The 20,722-nt window shown below is 47.4% G+C and carries 17 protein-coding genes, 1 tRNA gene and 1 pseudogene; 10 read left to right on the forward strand and 9 right to left on the reverse strand.

Going from position 1 to position 20,722, the window contains the following annotated elements; genetic code table 11:
* Positions 1-213: 213 nt before the first annotated feature.
* Positions 214-1,434 carry a peptidoglycan-binding protein gene (locus tag C7B65_RS07295; RefSeq protein ID WP_219898414.1) on the forward strand — a complete coding sequence of 407 codons (1,221 nt, stop codon included), beginning with the start codon at positions 214-216 and terminating at the stop codon, positions 1,432-1,434.
* A gap of 8 nt (positions 1,435-1,442) precedes the next feature.
* On the opposite strand, the gene C7B65_RS07300 is transcribed toward C7B65_RS07295, so the two are convergent.
* A complete protein-coding gene (locus tag C7B65_RS07300; protein ID WP_073070160.1) occupies positions 1,443-5,057 on the reverse strand; it encodes a WD40 domain-containing protein in 3,615 nt (1,204 codons plus the stop codon).
* Positions 5,058-5,086: 29 nt separating this feature from the next.
* Positions 5,087-6,433: an AAA-like domain-containing protein gene (locus tag C7B65_RS07305; protein WP_073070161.1), complete on the reverse strand. Its 1,347-nt coding sequence runs from the start codon at positions 6,431-6,433 to the stop codon at positions 5,087-5,089.
* Between the two features lie 327 nt (positions 6,434-6,760).
* Here C7B65_RS07305 and C7B65_RS07310 point away from each other — a divergent pair, with 327 nt between their 5' ends.
* From C7B65_RS07310 to C7B65_RS07320, 3 genes are all read left to right on the forward strand, one after another.
* Positions 6,761-7,297 (forward strand): hypothetical protein, encoded by a 537-nt coding sequence (locus tag C7B65_RS07310; RefSeq protein WP_073070162.1) that lies wholly within the window; start codon positions 6,761-6,763, stop codon positions 7,295-7,297.
* Positions 7,298-7,849: 552 nt separating this feature from the next.
* The gene (locus C7B65_RS07315; RefSeq protein WP_073070163.1) at positions 7,850-8,737 is read left to right on the forward strand and encodes a hypothetical protein; all 888 of its coding nucleotides are present in this window, start codon (positions 7,850-7,852) and stop codon (positions 8,735-8,737) included.
* 59 nt (positions 8,738-8,796) lie between these two features.
* Positions 8,797-9,171, forward strand: coding sequence for a hypothetical protein (locus C7B65_RS07320; protein ID WP_073070164.1), 375 nt, complete (start codon positions 8,797-8,799; stop codon positions 9,169-9,171).
* A gap of 44 nt (positions 9,172-9,215) precedes the next feature.
* Here C7B65_RS07320 and C7B65_RS07325 read toward each other — a convergent pair whose 3' ends face one another.
* The 6 genes from C7B65_RS07325 to C7B65_RS07350 all read right to left on the reverse strand — a co-directional run bounded on the left by C7B65_RS07325 (position 9,216) and on the right by C7B65_RS07350 (position 14,061).
* Positions 9,216-10,142, reverse strand: a complete 927-nt coding sequence (locus tag C7B65_RS07325) for a bifunctional riboflavin kinase/FAD synthetase (RefSeq protein ID WP_073070165.1) — start codon at positions 10,140-10,142, stop codon at positions 9,216-9,218.
* Between the two features lie 175 nt (positions 10,143-10,317).
* Entirely contained in the window at positions 10,318-10,998 is a 681-nt protein-coding gene (locus C7B65_RS07330; RefSeq protein WP_073070166.1) for a glycoside hydrolase family 24 protein, read from the reverse strand.
* A 111-nt stretch (positions 10,999-11,109) separates the two neighbouring features.
* Positions 11,110-12,744 (reverse strand): dipeptide ABC transporter ATP-binding protein, encoded by a 1,635-nt coding sequence (locus C7B65_RS07335; protein ID WP_073070167.1) that lies wholly within the window; start codon positions 12,742-12,744, stop codon positions 11,110-11,112.
* Between the two features lie 162 nt (positions 12,745-12,906).
* On the reverse strand, positions 12,907-13,524 hold the full coding sequence (locus C7B65_RS07340) for a TFIIB-type zinc ribbon-containing protein (protein ID WP_073070168.1): 618 nt from the start codon (positions 13,522-13,524) through the stop codon (positions 12,907-12,909).
* Positions 13,525-13,599: 75 nt separating this feature from the next.
* Positions 13,600-13,962 carry a heterocyst frequency control protein PatD gene (patD, locus tag C7B65_RS07345; protein ID WP_073070169.1) on the reverse strand — a complete coding sequence of 121 codons (363 nt, stop codon included), beginning with the start codon at positions 13,960-13,962 and terminating at the stop codon, positions 13,600-13,602.
* Positions 13,963-13,989: 27 nt separating this feature from the next.
* A tRNA-Gln gene (locus C7B65_RS07350) sits at positions 13,990-14,061 on the reverse strand.
* Between the two features lie 204 nt (positions 14,062-14,265).
* Between C7B65_RS07350 and C7B65_RS07355 the strand changes: the two genes are divergently transcribed.
* Positions 14,266-14,682: a hypothetical protein gene (locus C7B65_RS07355; RefSeq protein WP_073070170.1), complete on the forward strand. Its 417-nt coding sequence runs from the start codon at positions 14,266-14,268 to the stop codon at positions 14,680-14,682.
* A 145-nt stretch (positions 14,683-14,827) separates the two neighbouring features.
* Here C7B65_RS07355 and C7B65_RS07360 read toward each other — a convergent pair whose 3' ends face one another.
* Positions 14,828-16,132, reverse strand: coding sequence for a hypothetical protein (locus tag C7B65_RS07360; RefSeq protein ID WP_073070171.1), 1,305 nt, complete (start codon positions 16,130-16,132; stop codon positions 14,828-14,830).
* A 171-nt stretch (positions 16,133-16,303) separates the two neighbouring features.
* On the opposite strand from C7B65_RS07360, the gene C7B65_RS07365 reads away from it, so the two are divergent.
* The 5 genes and pseudogenes from C7B65_RS07365 to C7B65_RS07385 all read left to right on the forward strand — a co-directional run.
* A complete protein-coding gene (locus C7B65_RS07365; RefSeq protein WP_073070172.1) occupies positions 16,304-16,825 on the forward strand; it encodes a photosystem I assembly protein Ycf3 in 522 nt (173 codons plus the stop codon).
* Positions 16,826-16,859: 34 nt separating this feature from the next.
* Positions 16,860-17,147 carry an Asp-tRNA(Asn)/Glu-tRNA(Gln) amidotransferase subunit GatC gene (gene gatC, locus C7B65_RS07370; RefSeq protein WP_073070173.1) on the forward strand — a complete coding sequence of 96 codons (288 nt, stop codon included), beginning with the start codon at positions 16,860-16,862 and terminating at the stop codon, positions 17,145-17,147.
* A gap of 184 nt (positions 17,148-17,331) precedes the next feature.
* Entirely contained in the window at positions 17,332-18,387 is a 1,056-nt protein-coding gene (locus C7B65_RS07375) for a pentapeptide repeat-containing protein (RefSeq protein WP_181314357.1), read from the forward strand.
* 62 nt (positions 18,388-18,449) lie between these two features.
* Complete coding sequence (locus C7B65_RS07380; RefSeq protein ID WP_073070175.1) at positions 18,450-19,928, forward strand: P-loop ATPase, Sll1717 family; 1,479 nt, start codon at positions 18,450-18,452, stop codon at positions 19,926-19,928.
* Positions 19,929-20,159: 231 nt separating this feature from the next.
* A pseudogene (locus C7B65_RS07385) lies at positions 20,160-20,722 on the forward strand (ISKra4 family transposase); the annotation flags it as partial.

Raw genomic sequence — 20,722 nt, forward strand, 5'->3', positions numbered from 1 at the left:
TTTCTTCGGTCTTTAGACTAGTTTCAGAACCGAACCAGAACATCTATTTGTGATTTAGTGGGTTTGAAATCTGAGTAGAATAATAACGGGAATGCGATCGCCTGCTCTTGTAGCATAGATCAGCGATCGTTGTATGGAGTCATCAGCGATCGCACCTCATTTGATAAAACCATCTCAATTGAGCCGTCTACTCTACTCATAAAGAGGTTCCAAATGCCCCAAATTTTGATGCTGGGTTCCACTGGTCAAGATGTCATTTTGCTTCAAACTACACTCAACGATCGTCCTCCAACCGCTCTACCTTTACTGCTCGTCGATGGTTCCTTCGGTTCCGTCACATTACAACGAGTCAAAGAATTTCAAAGCAACAACGGATTATTTGTTGATGGCCTTGTCGGCCCCATCACTTGGGGTAAGCTGCTGGGCGATGAGCCGATGCAGAGGGAAACGTTCTATCTCAAGGGACGGTATCTTTATGATTCAAGCGGGCAAAAGACCATCCTGCGAGGGATTAACCTAGCCCTGCTGGATGACTGGGATTTTCCTCAAGGCGATAAACTGGCGGAACTGGAAAAAACGGCAGCCAATGCCGTCAGAATCCAATGGTATAAGGATTATGGTCAACCCGATCGCCCTGCCTATTCGCTGCAAGACTTGGATAAGTTTCTCGCAAGCTGCAAAGCCAACCAAATCATTCCAATATTGGGTTTGTGGGATCTCACCTGTAACCCCGATGCCACGCTGCTAAACACCCAGTTGATTCCTTGGTGGACTTCTGAGCCTGTCTTGGCTGTGTTGAAGAAACATCAGCAGTATCTAATCGTTAATCTTGTCAACGAGTTGGGGTTCTATCGCTGGGCGGACAATTCTGCGGCAGCACTGGCGACATTCAAAACCGAGTACAAGAGCGCAATTACCAGCATCCGTCAGCACTTGCACGTCCCGCTTATGATTGATGCGCCTGATTGTGGAACCTCGATCGAGGTGTTCACCACGATCGGTCAAGAGCTAATCGATCACGACCCTGACCACAATCTTTTGTTCAGTGGTCACGCCTACTGGGCTGCTTATGATGGACTGCCTCATGTCGAAGCTATCATCAATGCAAATCTGCCGATCGTGTTCGGTGAAGTTGCCAACAAGCAAGACGAAGACAGCGATGGGCAAACCCAATACTGTTACTACGACCTAGATGGCAACAATGAAAACCATGCACCCCAGACCGATTTTACGTATCAAGCCTTGTTGCAGACGCTAAATGAGCAAGAAATTGGCTGGTTCGCTTGGGGTTGGTGGAAAGACGGTTGTTCAAGTCGGCAGATGTCCCAAGACGGAAATTTTTCTGGTCTTACACCCTACGGAAATGATCTGGTTAACAACCCTGACTACGGCTTGAAGGTGACTGCCCAGCGATCGACTGCTTTTGGGCTGTAGGAGCACTTTTATTGGCTGCCATCACAAAGCTGTCGATCGGATGGGTCTAGCCTAGCATTGTGCTGGAGATAATCATGTAACCAGTTGCAACCCCGATCGATTAGCTGCTCAAACTCTAGCGTTTCGGCACTCCAGATCTCAACTTGGGCATCATCACTGACAGAAACAAGAGTTTTGCCATCTGGACTAAAGCTAATATTCCAGAAAGGATAACCGTGTCCCTCGATCGTTTGGAGTTCTTGCCCTGATCTGACACCCCAGAGCCGAATTGAGCCATCCTCGCTGGCAGAGGCAAGAGTTTGACTGTCGGGGCTGAAGCTGAGTCCTGTCATCCCAGAAGAATGCCCTTTGAGCGTTTTCAACGCTTGACCGTCGAGCGTCCAGAGTTTAATTGTTTTGTCACGACTTGCGGAGGCAAGGGTTTTGCCGTCGGGGCTAAACCGAACACGGGTAATGTAGCTGTTATGCCCCTGGACTGTTTTGAGGAGTTGTCCCTGAAGGACGTTCCAGAGTTTGAGGGTGCCATCGTTATGACCAGAGGCAAGGAGTTTGCCATCTGGGCTGAAACTCACGCTCCAAACTTTACCCGCATTGCCTCTGAGCGTTCTCAGTTCTCGATCGTCGGTCTGCCAAAGCTTGACAGTGCCATCGTAACTAGCAGTGGCGATTAGCGCTCCGCGCAACTCCGCAGGAACCGTTTGACCATCGGGACTAAAACTCACCTCACTGACTTGATTGCTGTGACCATGGAATGTTTTCAGGAGTTGCCCCTTAAGGTTCCAAAGTTTGAGGGTTTTGTCATAACTGGCAGCGGCGATCGTCTTGCCATCTGGACTGAAGCTGAGACTGTTGATGCGATTCCACTCACCGCTCTTGGCGCTAATGGTTGCCAGCGCTTGACCCTCCCGACTCCAGAGCCGAATCGTCTGATCGTCTCCGGCAGTGGCAATGATTTTGCCATTGGGACTCACGCTCACACTGTATAGAGAATCAGTATGTCCGATTAAGGTTTGATGGTTTTGATTGTTCAGACTCCACAATCTCACAGTATCATCCCCTCCGGCAGTGGCGATTAGCGCTCCGCGCAACTCCGCAGGAACCGTTTGACCACCGGGGCTAAAACTGATGCCAAAAATTGCATTACGATGCCCTTTGAACGTTTTGAGCACTCGTCCCTCCAGACTCCATAACTTCGCAGTCGCGTCGGCACTGACTGAAGCGATCGTTTGACCATCGGGGCTAAAACGCACCCCAATGACGGCATTCTCATGTTTGCCGAGCGTTCTAATCGCTTTTCCCTCTAAGTTCCACAGTTTTACTTGGGTGTCTCCGCCTGCCGTAGCGATCGACTGACCATCTGGGCTAAAACTAACTCCAAAAATCGATTGTGGACTTGCCCGGAAGCTTTTGAGTTCTTGTCCATCCATGCGCCAAAGTTTGACTATTCCCCCTTGATCTGCTGCAACGATGGTGTGACCATCTGGGCTGCAACTGAGGCTCCAAACTGAGTGCTGATGCCCTGTCAGCGTTTTGAGTGTTCGTCCATCCATACTCCAAAGTTTGACAGTATGGTTTGCACCCGAAGCCGCAATCACCTGACCGTTTGGACTGAAACAAAGATCGCTCATAAAATTTTCTTCATCGGCTTGACCGGGCAAGGTCAGGAGTTCCCGACCGTCCACACTCCACAGTTTGAGGGTGTTGTCTGCACTGACGGCTGCAATTCTCTGACCATCCGGGCTAAAACGCACACTTCTAAATGCCTGATTCTGTCCCGACAGCCGTTGGAGTTCTCGTCCATCGACACTCCACAGCCTGACTGTATTGTCCTCACTGGCAGTGACCAGGGTCTTGCCATCTGGACTAAAACTCACACTTCTAACCTGACCATTGTGTCCTTCCAGTCGGTTATGTTCGTTAACTTGAAAGAGCGATCGCTGCAATGCCAACTGAACAGACGATCGGGTGGAAGCATCTGCCCAAGGAGCAGCTTTCAACCGAATGGCGGCTTTGAGGGCAGCTAGTAAGGCATCTAGTTCTTGATTGGCATTCAATGCAGCCGTTGAGGAGAGGCTGAGGGATTTGATTCTCTCTAGTTGCGCCTCCTGGATCATTCTTCCAGCCCATATTCCTGCTGCGATCGCCATCATCAGAGAAAGCGCGAGAATTATTCCCCCAATCCGAATCCGTCGTTTTGCCTTATGGTTTGACTGTGCCAGAGTTTGATTGGCTTCTGCCAAAACCAGGTTAGCTTCTGCCAAAATCCCGGAGGCTTCTGCTTCGGCATCAAACTGCTGTTGCAGAGCGCGTTGTTCCAATTCTCGACTTGCCTCTAGAAAGCGATAGTCCTGGTCACTAATGCTTTTATCTGCTGCCCACTGTTGTGCTCTCTGTAACGTCTGTCCGCGCAACAACCAGGATGTTTCTTGACTGTTTGATCTGATCCAACCGGACAAAGCAACAGCATAAAAATCAGGTCGGAGCGCTTTGAATTCTTGCTCGACCCATGCCTGTCCAAAAACAGCAGCATAAATGCGGTTATAAACCCGGAGTTTGCCCTGTTGCTTGACCGCTAATCCCGACAGTTGCAACTCCATTTGTTCAGGGCTGTCATCAAGGGTGATGGCTTCACCTTGCAAAATCTGCTGATATAAACCGAGTAACCGACCTCTCCGCTGTCCGCTGCCTCGAATGCGATCGCGGATTGTTCTCAGGTGAGGCGGAACATCTTGGGTTTCCCAATTCTCAATCACTCTAGTTTGTACAATCTGCCTAATCAAGGGGTCAGGTAGTATGGAGAAGAGAGCCGTAGGGGAATGGGTCGTCTCCTCTACCACCAAGCGACACACTTTCTGGGTCAAAAAGGGTTGTCCACCTGTCCAGGCTAGGATCGCCTGTAACACTGCTTCCGGGTTGTCTACCTTGCCGATCAAGCCTTGCGTTAAGGGGATTTGAGCTTCTGCAAAGGTAAACCCGGTTAAATCGATCGATCGACCAATATTAAAGGGTGTCCTTTGTTTATCTGTAATCAAGTCTGAGGGAGTGGCAACCCCTAACAAACAAAACGTGAGGCGATTGTAGATTGGACGATCGATCCGTTGTTCATAACAAGTCCGAATCAAGGCAAACAGATCATCAGTGGAAAAATCTAAACTTCTAACATTGTCAATTTCTTCTAAAAAAATACAAATTTTAGACTGAAGCAATTTGGTCAGTAGAATATCTTCTATAAACAGACTCAATTGTTGTAGTGCCGATAATTCTGCCTGTTGACTCCGCCAGGGTTTGAGGTCAAACTCATCGGCTAGATCAAAAACTCTGACCAACTCCACCACCAGCCCCTTATACCATTGGTCAGCAGTGACTTGTCGAGAACCCAATTTTGTGATGTCAACCGTAGCACAGGCAATGTTTTTTGTCTCTAGCGATCGCATCGTTTGTGCCCTCAAGCTAGACTTGCCCATCTGTCGAGAATTGAACACATAGCAGAATTCACCTGCCTCTAACCCTGCCAACAATACTTGGTCTGCCTGTCGCGTGACATAGCAAGGTGCATTGGGCGGGAGGCTACCGCCAACTTTATATTCGTAATCCTCGTGGTCTTCAGGGTGGATGACAGTCATGATGTTGCCTGCGTTAACGATCGTGTCACCTAGATCAGATTGTCGCTGAAATATTGACGATATAGCTCACAGCTCGGTGAAATCTGATTGCCATTGAGATGGACGAGTCCCATACTGTCTAACTGATAGACAGGCACTGAGTCTAAGCGCACAGAATCTGGGGCAGTCACCACTTGTTTCAAGGCGGATGCTAACTCTGGCTGCTGTTTTAAATGCCCTAAGTAACCCCGCAAATGGTCACTATAAATCCCGGCATGGGTTGGTGCATCTTGCAACAGTTGTGCCAGGGTGACTAATTGACGAGAAAGGTAGTAGAGGGCGAGTCGAATCAGATAGGGATGCCCACCGACCATCGCGGTTAATTGTCGGGTTTCTGCTGGAGTCCACAGCAGCCCATGTAATTGAGCTAATGTTTCAACTTGGGTTGAATTGAACGGCGACAACCGCAATGGGAAGCCAACATTAAAGGGAGATTGATGAATATTTAACGAGAGGTATGCTTCTGTTGAGTGAGCCACAACCAGCCGCAGCCGTTGCCAAGGTTGCTGAATCATCGCTTCCTCGTGCCATTCTCGCAGCAACGCCAGAAAATCTTCGGCAATATCGGGGTAATTAAACACCGTGTCGATCTCGTCTAATCCTAATACCAGGTTGGTTTCTATTTGTGCCAACAGATAGGACTGGAAGTAGCCTGTGCAGCTTACCTTGCTGCCAATCTCTTCATCCCAATAGTCATTGAGTCTCGGCTCCAGGTTAAGTTCTCGGCTCACATTGGCGCACAGCCATCGTAAAAACTTGTCCAGGTGTGTAAAAACTGTTTTCTCAGCGTTGCGTAGATTGATTCGCACAGTACGATCGCCCCGTTGAGCCGCATGAGCCAAAATTCTGTTGAGTAGCGATGTTTTTCCCATGCGTCTCGGCGCTCTAATTCGGATCAGGGCACCGGGCTTAACAATCTCCTTGTAGCAGTCTGATTCAATGGCAGGACGTTCTACATAAAACAGAGAGTTCAGCGCTACGGAGCCTTCTGGAAATTCTAGGGTCGTTGCGATCGGGGCGGTTGACGTTGCAGAGTCGGCGATCGGAATGGTTTGCTTTTGCCATTCTCGCTTCAGTGCTTGCCGGAAGCTCTTCTTCGTGACTTCTTCTCCAAGTGCTGCCGAAAGTTTCTTCCACAGCCGATAGCCGACATCTTTGTTGATGTAGCTAACACTCATCATCAATTGTTTGGCAATATCATCGTAACTTTTGCCTTCCCATGCACCTTGCAGTACCTCTATTTCAATGTCGCTGAGATGCTTCCCAGTATCTTTGAATACCAGTGCATTGACCAGATTTTGAGTTTGCTCCCAAGACAGTTCTGGTTCAGCGTTCATGGCTTAGAGCAACAAGAGGAATACCCTTGGTTATATCAAGGATTCATTGATGAGGCAATTGGGTAACTTCACCTGACTTTTCCAGACTTTTCGCTTCAAAAGCGATTTTTGCTCCTGACTTTTTCAATTTGCGAGCCAACTTTTTCTAATTTCTTAGTAGTCACTTCCAGAATTTTCCCAGTTATCAAATCGAATTCTGATCGGTAACCATAGTAGACATGAAGCGAGAAATGAAAGCCTAATTTAGGTCAATTATTACGTACCAATTATATGCTTTCATCTCGTATCACTTTCATTTCTTCAGTAAATTCAAAAAATAGAGGACTTATGTCTAGAATCATTGTCTCGATCGACGAAGCGATTTGCTATGACACCGAGGATGTTACAGGTGCAGATGAACTCTATGTTGTTGGCGCAATTAGAACCTTTAGTGGTCAAACTTCAGGCGGATTTGTTACCCGCCCCATCAGCATTAACACGAATGAAACACGCAAGTTTAACTTTGGAGGTGGAATTGTATTTGATAAGGAGGTGCCTGATAACAGTCCTTTGCAGATTGAGATGATTGTTTTTGATGAAGATGCTGTAAAAGATGTTAGCCGATATGACCAAGCAAGGACATTGGTGGATCAGGCTGTAACTGCCATGCCAAATCCGCTTTTCGCGGCAGCAAGCCTCCCTCTGGATGCTATTAGAACGTTTATGGTGTTGGATCAAGATGATGAACTTGGCACGAACCGAAATACGATGTTTGTTGGAAATGTGCCCCGTGGTTGGTCATTTCACCAATGGAATGCAAAAGAAACTGGCATTGGTTTTTCAACCTGGAACTATTGGATTCGTTACTGGATCGGACGTTTCTAAGCTGTATTAAATGCTCTGACGGTATTGCAAAACTTTGCAAGCGACCGCTGCTCTTGTAGGTTGGGTTTCTTGACATCAACCCAACCTCTTCTCAAATCGCAGAGTACAAGAGAACAACAATCAACGGCTGATTGAATGCTATACAACCCATAACGGAGGCGATGATGAAATCACTCATATCGTTAAAGGTTTTGTTAGGTCTGTTAGGCACAGTTGCAATTCCAGTAGTCGTGCTGGCAGGAATTACTCAAACTCACTTTCCTGTTGAAACGCATAGAAAAGGGTTAGCTAGAGGGTCTGAACTGTTGGAAGGTAGGACTCTTGAATCGAAGGATGGGAATCAGCGATCGCCACAAAATTCCTCTGCATCGAATGTTATCAATCACCCGATTGATAATAGTCAATCCGTTAGAACCTGCAACATGAAATTCTCATCTTGTCCAATCTCCTACTAACTCTGGTTGTCACTTTAGTAAACATTGTTCTGGTGTTGGTGCTGGGGTCGAGAGATACCTGTAAGAAGACAGCTACTATGTCGAATAGGAGAAAATCATGTACGATGAAATTAAAAGACATATCGAACAAAGGATCAGCGAAGGACAGCGCTTTAGCATAGAACGCAGTGCGATCGCAGATACAGACGGCGATCGCGATACATCGCTCATTTCTGCTCATGTGACTTCGGAACTCGATCGTCACATCAGCGAAATGTATGACGACACAGATGCAGCAGAAGCCGCCGCACAGCCTCGTGACGAGGTTCGTGAGTTTGGCGGACTGCGGACGCGACACCAGTTAGAAAAGCATTTCGTAGAGCGGCTAAGTGTAGACATCGCTAGTACGGTGAAGACGTTCGACTTTACTGTGCCGAGTGGCACTAGAGTTTTTGGACCGCCTTACGATCGGGAATGGTCTGAAGGAAACGGCTTTTCATTTGGAGGTCGTGTAGACGGCAAAGCAATCACTATTCCAAAGCGCAATGGCTTTTCCGCAGCAGGTATCGGCTTCTACTTGACCACAAACGAACCAGTACTTGCAGCAATCACGCCCCAAGGCACCTATGACTGGAACTGGAGCGCATTCGAGAACCTGCCTTTTGCTCGGAGCAGGGGCGGCATGGGCATCACGATTTACACCAACTCAGAGCCGCAGCCAACAATGTCACGCCAGCCCGTGCTTTGGAGCGCCAGCGGCATGACCACGTTTTCAGGTCAAAAGGGCAGTGGTCGAATTGCAGAGGCTGCGTCGCCGGCTTTTGGACTGGGGACTGTGCCACTCGCACCCGCGCTTATAAATATGGTTCCGGGATCGCGATACCTTGTTTGGGTTTGGTGTTGGCAGACCTCGCAGCTTGAGGAAGATGACGCATTCATTGCCTTCTTGAGTTTCTCTATGCCCTTTGTAACTATTGATGCGAGTCCGCCGATTTTGCTCCACTAAGCAGCGTCTACAAAGAAGATCTTGAAAAAACACAGCAACAACTAAACAGGAGTTTCCTAATGAATAAGTCATTTAAAGCGATCGCAACGGCAGGCGTAACCCTGTCTTTAATGGGAGTATTCTTTCTATCGACCGCCAAGACAGCACAGGCTGCTTATCTATATTGGGGTTCAACAGCGGTCAAGACAGCTTCGACTAAGACTTGTTTCGACTTCGCTTATGACACAATGCGAAATCTGAATTTCCAGAACATTCGCCGATCGCAAAATGAGGTTGCGGGTTCCAGTGGCGGAAGTTATGCTGCAATCACCTGTTTTGCAACAACTCCTCGCGCTACAGCGATCGTCATGGTGGTCGGTGACAACGGGAACGAAACAGCCCGTGTGCGAGACGATCTACGCAACAAAATAGCTGGAATCATCCGATTTGACTAAACAAGAACATCGACCGTAGACCCCTTTCACTTGCTGTCAGAGCGTTATAAAACGGGAACCAACATCGCTCTAGCCGTTTCACAATCTGCTTTGATTTGAGTTTTTAACTCATCGAGTGAGGAAAATTTTTGTTCAGAGCGGATAAATTGCTCAAGCTCTACGGTGAGAGTCTGACCATAGAGATCGCCCTGCCAATCTAGCAGATGAACCTCGATCGTGCGCTGGGTTCCGTTGACGGTTGGGCGATTACCAATATTCATCACGCCCAAGACGGGTTCGTCACGGTTGAGCGCTTGACCAAACACGCGCACTCCATAGACCCCTTGCCGAGGCAAAAACTTTTCAGGTGGAACTCGTAAATTAGCAGTCGGGAAACCGATCGTTCTTCCTAGCTGCTGACCTTCAACGACTTCGCCCACCAAACTATAAGAGCGCCCCAGCATGCGGTTTGCGATAGTCAAATCTCCTTGCTCAAGCGAATCACGAATCGCTGACGTGCTAACCCGCTTGCCTTTAAAGGTGAGCAGAGGAACAATGGTCACCCCAATTCCGTAAGTTGCTGCGATTTCAGACAGATCAGTAGCAGTGCCCGATCGCTTGTGCCCAAATCGAAAATCTTGCCCAATGCTGACCTGTTTTGCTTGCAGGTGCCGCACCAAAACTTCTTCGACAAACTGCGGCGGGTCTAGGGCTGCGAGTTCTCGGTTAAACGGCAGCAAGACCAACTGCTCAACCCCGATCATTTGAAGCTGAAGTGCTTTTTCAGACTGAGGCGTTAGCAGCGCGTGGGGCTGCCCGCTAAAAAACTCTCTCGGATGCGGGCAGAAAGAAACGACAGTCGCACGAGTTTGAGAGTCGCTATTGAGAACAGGCAAAATTACCTGTCGGTGCCCTTGATGAATGCCATCAAAATTTCCTAGGGCGACGGCAGTAGGAGTGAGAGAATTAGTTAGAGAAGAGATAATCCACACGCTTTACATTTTGACATACATCACTCAAGAAATTTTGAGAATTCATTAAAGGAAGTTGAAATCATGATGAAGATTACTGTGATTCTTCACTATTCAGAGTTCTAGCCATCATAAAACAGAACTTTGTGCCATGAGAAAGCTCAATCCTTACCGATCATTCAGCCACGTCGAATTTTTACAGTTTTGCCGATCGCCCCAGTTCTTCTTTCAACATTTGGCGATAGACACTCGGTAACTCACTGGTGTTGGCATTATCTTCGATGCCATACCCCAAGCTTGTCCAGGTGCCCGAAAGTCGCTGTAAGACTGTGTTGATCTGTCCTTTCTTTAACAGTTGGTGCAGGTCAACGCCCCACGCTTGAGAATCACTGAGCCACTTATAGACCACTGCGTCTTGAGATTCAGGAGAAAAACTGTAGCCCTGCCAAAAAAACAGCGTCGGCGGTTCAGGGTGATAGTGCCGTGCTTGCTCTAGCCAGGTCGAGGTGATGAACTGATAGCGCCCAGCAGCCGTCGTGCAGTTGCCTGTGTTGGGCCCAGCGACGATCGTCACGCAGCGATCGGGGTGCTTGCTCAAATCGGTTGCATATTCTCCGCCATAAAGAACCGCGTAGGGATTGCGGACATTTGACTCACTGGCAGAAATCGTTCGCATCAGGGCCCGAATATAGGGATCGCCACCTTGCATGACGAGCGGTGTTTTAGCTCCAGTTGACTCGTCAGGAACCCAAAACGCCGGACGTTTGCCGAGCATGTGCATCATCAAAAAAATGATTCCGAGTAAAATCACACTGCGAACCAGCAGCTTTTCAACAAACTGATCTAAGGCATCAGGTTTTGACTCAGTGTTTGACATAAATTGCCGTTTGACATGAGGCACCAGAGAGCATTCTAACCGCAGAAATTCAGAAACGTTTTAGTTTTGAACGATGCTTTGAGCATTTCGATCCAAAATCACGAACTTTACTCACCCCGTCATGCGACTCAGGAGCGGCGCGGCGGCTAAAAGTGTCTTCGTGTAAGGGTGTTGAGGGTTGCTAAAAATCTCTTGCGTTAGCCCTAACTCAACAATTTTGCCCGCACTCATCACCGCAATACGATCGCAGAAAAATCTTGCCACCCAAAGATCATGCGTGATAAATAAATACGTCAAGTCAAATTCTCGTTTTAACTCCTGCATCAGTTGCAGCACTTGAGTTTGCACCGTCGCGTCTAACATGCTTACGGGTTCATCGCAAATCAGCAATTTTGGACGAGTGATCAGCGCCCGCGCGATCGCGACTCGCTGCTGTTGCCCACCAGACAACTTGGCTGGATAGCGATCGTAAAAATCCTCCACAGGGGTTAAGCCAACTCGTTCTAGCATCGCTTCAACGTCGAGCTTGGCTTTTTCAGTCGTGGTTAACCGATGAATTAAAAGCGGATCGGCAATGCTCTGCCCGATCGTCATTCTCGGATTTAAACACGCTAACGGATCTTGAAACACCATTTGAATCTGGCGGCGTTGTTGTCGAAGCGATCGGCGATCGAGGTTCGTCAACTCCTGATCTAAAAATCTGACGCTGCCAGAAGTTGGACGCAGCAGTTGCAGGATCGTGCGAGACAGCGTGCTTTTGCCACAGCCTGATTCGCCTACCAATCCCAACGTCTCACCGGGGTAGAGGTCTAAGTCAATGCCATCCACCGCTCGAATGGTTTGATCGGTTTGGTTTAACAGTCGCGAAATAAAGTTTTGCTCTAGCGTGTAGTGTTGCTTTAAGTCTTGCAATTGCAAAATCGGCGCGTTTTGTTTGAGAATCGCCCGATCGTCCGTGTCGTCTTTTTGAATCTGAAGGGCAGCGTTAAGCAGCGATTTTGTATAGTCGTGCTGCGGGTTTTGAAAAACCGATTGTGTAGTTCCCATTTCAACAATCTTTCCCGCATACATGACAGCGATGCGATCGCAATATTCTGACACCATCGCTAAATCGTGAGAAATCAAAATCAACGCCATCTGTCGCTGACTGCACAAGCGGGTCAGTTCTTGCAAAATTTGAGCCGAAACGGTGACATCTAAACTCGTTGTTGGCTCATCCGCTACGATCAGTTTGGGATCTAAAAGGAGGGCGAGAGCGATCGCGACTCGTTGCCGCATTCCGCCGCTAAACTCGTGGGGATATTGCCCCCAACGACTCGCCGGGATTTTAACAGCTTCTAGCGTAGCGATCGCACGCGCTTTTGCCTGTTTGGTCGAGAGATGCGGCTCGTGAGATTTGAGTGTTTCTAGACAGTGATCTCCGATCGTCATTAAGGGGTCAAGTCGCGTCATCGGGTCTTGAAAAATCAGCGCGACAGCTTCACCTCTAAACTTTTGTAACTGTGAGGGCGAAAGCCTAAAAACTGACTGCCCCTGAAACGTCACCTCGCCTTCAATTTTGGCAGCATCAGACAATAACCGCATCGCTGCCCGCCCTAGCGTTGACTTGCCACAGCCCGATTCTCCGACCAGTCCCAAACGTTCGCCCGGTTGCAGCGTGAATGACACATCATCCACTACCCAACTGGCATAAATTTTTGAGTAGGCAACTCGGAGATTCTCAACGCAAAAAAGAGGTTCGTTCATTTTAGGCGATTCTGCTTTTAACGTCAGTTCGATGAGTTTTTTCGCTTCGTCAAGAGCGGCTTCTGCCCCCTAAATCCCCGATTCTGGGGGCTTTCCAAATTCACTATCGAATCTAACCACTTCCGTCGAACTGACGTGCTTTTAGCTACTTTACCAGCGAATTCAAACGAATGGCAGATCTCGTGGCTTGTCGATCGCCTTCGCTTTCTGCGCTTTCACAATGTTTTCAAACCGTCGCATCAAATAAGCTACGCCAAAATCGCCATTCGGATTTTTCTCCAACGCTTCAGCCAAAACAAATACTTGACTTGCCAGGTCTTCACCCAGTTTTTCGACGGTCGCCTGCTTTTCTTGGGCAAAATGCTCTCGTTCGCGGGATAGCGACTGCCACTCACTGGTAAATAATTGCTCGATCGCCGTGTGCAAGCCCATTTTTTCTAAGGCATCCCACTCGCCACGATCGCACCAGATGCCGCCACAGCTAGGGCACCGCTCGACATAAAAAGGGGTTTTCATGCCGATTTTAGTTCTTGCCAAATAACTTCGGCACTCTGGGCAGAGAGACGCTTTGGCATCAAAGGGCGACTGCACAAACTCTACATCTAAAATTTCTGGCACTAGCTCTGCTGCCGTGGTTGGGTGCGATCGCTGACGTTGCCAAGTCTGATAGTCTTCCGACGGAATCCAGGTTCCTTTGCAATCGGGACAGGCTTTCACGTTTAGCTGCTCTGCTAAAACACCCTCTACCAGCGCAATCTTGCGATCTTTAGGACATTGCACAGCGTTGCTCTCAATGCGACGATCTCTATTTAATCAAGCTCTTGTCGCGTTTTAGCAACTGAGCGAGAATATTGATTATTCTTCTTGCAATAGTGCATTGCAATAGCGAATGAGTGTGCTGATCCGATCGCGCACCTGTCTTAACCTTTGCTGGCTTGTGGCAGATTGTTTTGCCGTTTGCAAGAACATCACATCCATTGCTAAGAGCCGCAGTTGTTTGTTGATCTCGACGTGAAATGAGTGCGATCGCTGCCCCGCAGTTAAATCTAGTGCTTCTAAATCTAAACTTCTCACTTGATCTTGAAAAAACTGCTGAACGATCAGAGCGTCCGCCTTCAAAGTCGGGTGATCAAGTTCTGGCTGGGAGATCAGAGCTTGCAGCCGTTCTAGAATCTGCCGAAAGTCTCGATAACGTTGACGATAGATCTCCGGCAACATCTTGGCACTGTGAAGAATTTGTTTAAACTGGGGCGCTAGGATTCGAACCTAGGAGTGCCGGGACCAAAACCCGGTGCCTTACCACTTGGCGACGCCCCATCGCGTTACCGAATAGTATTCTAGCAGTTTATCGCCCAAATCTGTCAAGCAAAATTATTAGCTGGCGATCGCAAAGACTATTTCAATTCAGAACCCATCGTTGTATCAATCGGTACTGTCTAGCGATCGGGGCTTGATTATGATGGTAAAAAAGCGTAAATTTCAGGCTACAGGCATCGAAACCAAAGGCAAGGAGAGCGGGGAGTGAACGCAGCAGAACAAGCAACAACCCTTGAAACTGCTAGCAAAATTGCAACAGTGGTCAATCTCTTTAAAGCTGAGTTTCCCGATGCGCGGGCAGACTTAAAACCCTGGGCAAATGATCTAGACACGCGAGAACTGGTTGATCCTGACTCGATCGACATTGGGTTTCACTTTCCGGGTCGCAGTCGCCTGTTTCAAAGCCGCAGCGTTTTGGTGCAGATCCGGTTTCATCAAGACTTAGAAGTTGAGACTCGTCGAGCGATCGGAGTCGAAGCCGCAGGATTTGATCATCAGGGTAAGCAGTGGCGGTTTTCAACGGTGCAAAACTGGGGCTTTGAAGGCACTAGCAGCCCAACCCCAGAGATTTGCGAGAGCCTAAAAGGGTTTTGCCGCAAAATTTTAGACGTGTTTAACTAAGGGTCATCGCTATTTACTAAGAGGCAGGGACTCTTTGAGAAATTGAGCGATCGCCGCCGCAGATATCGGGCGACTAATCAAATAACCCCTAAATCTGATGATACCCATTTGCCTGAAACGCAGTCTAGCAGAGGCAACAGCGCCGTTATTCGCTCTCCAGCCGTTTTTGCCATTCAGCATCGATTTGAGCCGATCGATCGCTCTCTTGATCAATTAAATCTCGTTCAGTTGTGTAGATCAGATCATCGTCATGAATCACCGTTTCAGCCGCAAACTGTTGAGCATAAGAGAGTTTTTGCGCGATCGTCGGATCGGCTTGCTCTAACAGCCGTGCCCGTTGCTGACGTTCTCCATTGCGATCGCTGATTTTGCGATTGCGAAGCCCAATCCAAAAATTGCGGATGAGCGGAACCGATAGATAAGCAGCGCTGTAGCCCAGAGAGAGAACCGCGATCGCTCTCACAAAGGTATCAGCCGCACCAACCAGCGCGATTCCACCTGAGAGCCAGACATTGAGCACGATCGCCAACGCCAATAGCAAAGCACCCAGCGAAGCGGCAGCGATCTTCTGCCCACGGCTGGCGCGGCTAAACACATAGCGATATTCTTGCAGATAATCGGCAACAGACTTGCGGCGCGGCTCAACCACCGTCGTTTGCAAGTCAGGAAAGTGATAGACGATCTGCCCCTCTGGGCTAACTTCTGGTCGCCCGTTAAACCGCGCTAACACAGGCAGCATATACTGCTCATACTCCTGGTCGTAGCCAGTGCCCACGTCATCTAAAAAGGGGGCGACTTGTTCAGCAATGACTGCACCTCGATTGTTGCGAATCACCGTCGCGATCGCTTGCCAGCGCCGTTCTTCTAAGTCTGCGTTGGGGTTGCCATCCCCAAATAAGAAGGAAAAAACGGCTTCTAGAAAGTTGATGTCGCCGGTGGTGCCTTGATTGCGACGGCGAGGAGACGGACGATCGTAGCGATCGTAATAATTGGGATAGAAAATCCAAAAAAGGTCAGGAAACCCCATGTTTGGCATCCCGATTCCGCCACCGTTATCATTGTTATCGTCTCGACTGGAGTTAACTGCGAGAACGAGGATAATGATCGCCACGATCGCCAGCGCAATCAGCACCATCAACACAATTCCAAAGGAAATACGAATCAGGTAAAACACCGATTGCCAGATGCGATCAAGCCATTCTTTCACCTGAAGCTGAAAAAACTTATTGCGAAGAACGGTCTGAAAATCTTGAGAAAACAAATAGACGACTTCGCCCGACTCTGCGACTTGAAGTTGCCCCCCTGCCGCAGAAGCCAGCACGAGCAGTCCTCGCTCTGCTAGATTGACATCTAGCCCAGCTTGAGCCGCAACATCGCCAACCGTGACCCGATAATCGAGCCGCTCAACGGCTTTAACAATGGCGGGATCGGGAGTCAGATTAGAATCCATGCGCGTTCCCCGAATAGAGCTATCTCTCTAGTATAAGAAAGCGAAATCGAGAACTAGGAGAGTCAATTTAAACTTCAAACTTCAAACTTTAGAATCTGTCGAGGCGGTAAACTACAATAAGTGTCTGGAAGCTGCACAACCTAACCGTTTCAATCCTCTACCGAGCGCTATATGCCTAGAACTCAACGCAACGACAATTTCATTGACAAAAGCTTCACGGTGATGGCAGATCTCATCTTGAAGGTTTTTCCGGCAAGCAAACGAGAGAAAGAAGCCTTTGCCTATTATCGAGATGGCATGTCTGCTCAGGCCGATGGCGAATATGCTGAGGCATTAGAAAACTACTACGAAGCGCTGACGCTCGAAGATGACGAAAACGATCGTAGCTATATTCTCTATAACATTGGCTTGATTCACGCCAGCAATGGTGAACACGAAAAAGCGCTGGAATATTATCACCAGGCGATCGAACTCAATCCTCGCTTGCCTCAAGCCGTCAATAACATTGCAGTCATTTTTCACTATCTGGGCGAGAAAGCCCAAGAAGAAGGCAAAGCAGAAGAAGCGGAAGCCTTGTTTGAAAAAGCTGCTGACTATTGGAAACGCGCCATCAATTTAGCGCCTAACAACTACATCGAAGCTCAAAACTGGCTCAAAACCACTGGGCGATCGACGATGGATGTGTACTTTTAGGTCTGTCTCAACTCAAACTTCATCATTAACGCTCATGCTCGATCGTGCCCAGGTTCAAAAAGTTGCTCATCTCGCTCGTTTGCAGCTAACGCCCGAAGAAGAGGAAAAATTCACCACTCAACTCAGCAGCATTCTGGATTATTTTGAGTTGCTGAGTGAGTTAGATGTCACGAATGTGCAGCCGACGACCCGCGCGATCGAGGTCAGCAATGTAGTGCGCGTCGATCGTCAGCAGCCCTATCCTCGTGAAGACATTTTGGAGGGTGCGCCCGATCGCGAAGGCGAGTTCTTTAAAGTGCCGAAGATTGTCACAGGAGATTGAGATCGCCTTGCTACCTGAAGTGGTTTTTGAGTTAGGGCGATCGCATCAAAAATTGACTGCACCAGCCAGATTACAGGCAATGTCGGGGCAACCATCCCCAGCGCAGGGAACCTATACGCCGACAGCCAGACTGAATCTACAAATAGGTAGAATCTTTTCGCATCTCCATCCAAATGAGCCTACTATGCAGAAAGATTCTGCCTATCTGTCTGATTCGGGGTGTTATGCGGAAATCATCTGCCTATTCACCAGTTTTGGCATGATGTACGGAAACTTTCTCTCTACTAAGAAGTTAGGTTGCTTAGGCTGTTGGTTAGGGTCGCAGTTCAAGCTTATCTGTCAGAGATTGAGTTCTTTCAATGTCGAACAATGGATAAATAGAGTGTATAAACGTTCTTCGTATTTCTTGGTTGTATACACGGCGGCTATATTTTTATTGATGGGCGTTTTCGTCGCTGGGACATGGGGGTTCTGGATACTGCCACAGTTACGAGTTGCTTCTGAGAAAACTCTGACTCCCAAAGAGCGCATAGAACTTGAGAACGCCACTCGATCCTCACTTGCTCAATCTTTTGGTACTTTATCCCAAACTGTAGGGGGGATAGTTCTAGTGATTGGGGTGTATTTCACATGGCGCAATTTAATCGCTACAGAAGATAAGCAAGTTACCGAGCGATTCACCAAAGCAATTGAACAACTAGGGAGCGAAAAGCCTGAAGTTTGCATGGGTGGGATCTATGCCTTAGAGAGAATTGCTAGCGATTCTGAAAAAGATCACTGGAGCGTTATGGAAGTTCTGTGTTCCTTCGTGAGACATAGGTCTTCGATAGATAAGAATCGTGGGAATCAGCAAACAGTTTCTAAGGAGATTCAGGCTGCATTAACTGTTATAAAACGGCGGAAAATATCTCAAGATCCGAAGCAAAAAAATCTAGATCTTAGCTTTTCATATCTAAAAGGCGCAAATTTAGGGGGCGAAGGCTTCCAATCTTCTATACTTAGAAAAGAAAATTTTGTCAGATCAAACCTACGAGAAGCAGATTTTACAGGTTCAAATCTGGAATTATCTGATTTTACAGGTTCAAATTTAGTAGGTGCGTGTTTCTCTAAAGCTAATTTAGACGCGGCAGAGTTCACTAGAGCGAATCTCTCACAAGCAGATTTCACGAATGCCTCAACTATAGCGACTAAATTTACAGATACTAATCTACTACAAGCAAAAGGATTGAAACCCAGCTAAGGAATGTTGGCGTTAGTGTTCCTAGATATACATTAAAGTTTTTTTGTAAGGAGCAAGTAAAAATGACTGCAAAACTAGAGTTTACAGAATCAACCATTCAGGGTTTGTTTGGGCACGAAGCAGCAGAGGATGAAGATCCAGGTCGTTTAAAAGAGTATTATTTCAAGGGGACTTCGTATGAGCAAGTAACTGCTGACCAAGGAATTCGTATTCTGGTTGGTCACAAAGGGATTGGAAAATCAGCTCTCTTTAAAATGGCAATTACAGAAGGCGAGGATCAGAAAAACCTGTGTATTTTAATCCAACCCAACGATATTGCTGATTTAACAATAGAGCAGAAAGACTTTCTGAGCAGAGTCAGAAGTTGGACGCATGGATTGAGTAAGGTAATTGTTCAGAAGGCATTGAATTTTATTGGAATTCGAGGGAAATCCTTAAAAGAAGCAATGGCTGGATTTGAGGATTACAGTTTTAAGATTGTTGACTTTATCTCGGATTACTTTAAAGATGCCATTAATAGTAAAAATTACGATGCTTCCAAGCGAGATTTTATTGAAAGATTTTTAGAAACAGGAAAAATATCAATTTATATTGATGATTTAGACAGAGGATGGCAAGGCAAAAGAGAGGACATAACACAAATATCTTCTCTCTTAAACTCGGTTCGAGATATTAGCCGAGATAGCCGTGGTGTTATTTTTAAGGTTTCTCTAAGGGCAGACGTTTACTATTTAGTCAGAACTTCAGATGAATCAACAGATAAAATCGAAGGCTCAGTGATTTGGCAGTCTTGGACAAATCATGAAATCTTTGTCGTCCTTATTAAACGAATGGAAACATATTTTGGGAGAACGGTAAATGAATCACAATTATTAAAGACATCTCAGATAGAGTTGGCAAGCAGATATCTCTCAGGTGTAATGGAACCACGCTTCACTGGTGTAGGCAAATGGGAAAATGCTCCGATTCACAGAGTCTTGATGTCATTAATTAGAAAAAGACCTCGTGATTTAGTTAAGCTCTGCACATTAGCCGCTAGGAAATCGTATGAAAGGCGATCCCCTTTGATTCAAACAACAGATTTCCAGGCTGTGTTTGAGGAATACTCTCAGGGAAGAATTCAAGATACGATAAATGAGTATCGTTCTGAACTTCCAGAAATCGATAAACTCTTAATGAATATGCGGCCAACGCAGAAAGAGAGGACAACGCAGCAAAGTTATGTATACAAAACAGATGCGCTCCTTCAGAAAATTCAGAACATAAGTCAAAATCATGATTTTAGGTTCGCCAACAGCAAATCGACTGTTAAACCTAAAGACTTGGCAGCTTTTTTGTACAAGATTAATTTCCTGACAGCGCGACGTGAGACGAATGATGGTCAAATCACTAGGAGATATTTTGAAGAAAATAGATATCTAAGTTCTACATTTGTTGATTTCGGATTTGACTGGGAAGTCCATCCCGCTTATAGATGGGTCTTGCAACCGAGTGATCTAAATTCTATATTTAGACTTTTAGATCTCAGCAGCGATGAATGATCCCATAAACTTCGGATCGTCGCGCAACCTAACAACCGTGTTGCAGCGGGCGGTATTAAGGTTTCGGTGATGATGCAAAGATTACTGTCCGACGCTGAACGCGACCGTTAGCTCGTCAGATCTGAAAGCCGAAGTTAAGTTTTAGATGCAGTTGCCCTAGTGTATGACTAAGTTAATCTTAACGGGTGCGACCTCTACTTGATTTAATCATTCAATCATGATATTACCTCAGTGATGCAACCAAGAGGGGTGAGTATGAGCGCTCAATTGTTAAGTCAGTCCGGGACACAAGTGAAGATAGAAGTCACCCTCGAACTGAGTCGTTCACTACTCACGAGTGAAGAGAGCATTCAGGAAAGCCTCAACGCTGCGGGTCGGATTGCGACCGCAGCGGCGCTTGAGTATTTGGACACCGATGGCTCTGCTATCGAGATCGCAGGAGCGGTGATGCGAACCAAAGGTAAGCAGCCGAAAGGGTATCAAACGCCGTATGGAGAAGTGGTGGTTGAACGCCACGTCTATCAGCGCTCTGGAGGGGGTAAAACGGATTGTCCTTTGGAGCGAGCATCGAGAATCATCATCACCTCCACGCCTTTGTTTGCGAAACAAGTGTCCTCAAAGCTGGCTTATGGTTCGGCACGCGAGGTGCAACGAGACCTGGCGGACAATCATCAAAGGGACGTTGCCGTTTCGTACATCCAGCGGGTCAGTGAAGCGGTTGCCACGATCATTGAGGTGAAAGAAGAAAGCTGGGACTATGTGCCGCCGCAATTGGAAGCGGAGATTGCCAGTGT

Source organism: Phormidesmis priestleyi ULC007, from assembly GCF_003003695.1.
Taxonomy (GTDB): domain Bacteria; phylum Cyanobacteriota; class Cyanobacteriia; order Leptolyngbyales; family Leptolyngbyaceae; genus Phormidesmis_A; species Phormidesmis_A priestleyi_A.

Excerpts from the sequence above, each read along its gene's own strand:
- C7B65_RS07295 (WP_219898414.1), top strand. The coding sequence starts at position 214 with ATGCCCCAAATTTTGATGCTGGGTTCCACTGGTCAAGATGTCATTTTG.
- C7B65_RS07300 (WP_073070160.1), bottom strand. The coding sequence starts at position 5,057 with ATGACTGTCATCCACCCTGAAGACCACGAGGATTACGAATATAAAGTT.
- C7B65_RS07305 (WP_073070161.1), bottom strand. The coding sequence starts at position 6,433 with ATGAACGCTGAACCAGAACTGTCTTGGGAGCAAACTCAAAATCTGGTC.
- C7B65_RS07310 (WP_073070162.1), top strand. The coding sequence starts at position 6,761 with ATGTCTAGAATCATTGTCTCGATCGACGAAGCGATTTGCTATGACACC.
- C7B65_RS07315 (WP_073070163.1), top strand. The coding sequence starts at position 7,850 with ATGTACGATGAAATTAAAAGACATATCGAACAAAGGATCAGCGAAGGA.
- C7B65_RS07320 (WP_073070164.1), top strand. The coding sequence starts at position 8,797 with ATGAATAAGTCATTTAAAGCGATCGCAACGGCAGGCGTAACCCTGTCT.
- C7B65_RS07330 (WP_073070166.1), bottom strand. The coding sequence starts at position 10,998 with ATGTCAAACACTGAGTCAAAACCTGATGCCTTAGATCAGTTTGTTGAA.
- C7B65_RS07335 (WP_073070167.1), bottom strand. The coding sequence starts at position 12,744 with ATGAACGAACCTCTTTTTTGCGTTGAGAATCTCCGAGTTGCCTACTCA.
- patD (WP_073070169.1), bottom strand. The coding sequence starts at position 13,962 with ATGTTGCCGGAGATCTATCGTCAACGTTATCGAGACTTTCGGCAGATT.
- C7B65_RS07360 (WP_073070171.1), bottom strand. The coding sequence starts at position 16,132 with ATGGATTCTAATCTGACTCCCGATCCCGCCATTGTTAAAGCCGTTGAG.
- C7B65_RS07365 (WP_073070172.1), top strand. The coding sequence starts at position 16,304 with ATGCCTAGAACTCAACGCAACGACAATTTCATTGACAAAAGCTTCACG.
- gatC (WP_073070173.1), top strand. The coding sequence starts at position 16,860 with ATGCTCGATCGTGCCCAGGTTCAAAAAGTTGCTCATCTCGCTCGTTTG.
- C7B65_RS07375 (WP_181314357.1), top strand. The coding sequence starts at position 17,332 with ATGCAGAAAGATTCTGCCTATCTGTCTGATTCGGGGTGTTATGCGGAA.
- C7B65_RS07380 (WP_073070175.1), top strand. The coding sequence starts at position 18,450 with ATGACTGCAAAACTAGAGTTTACAGAATCAACCATTCAGGGTTTGTTT.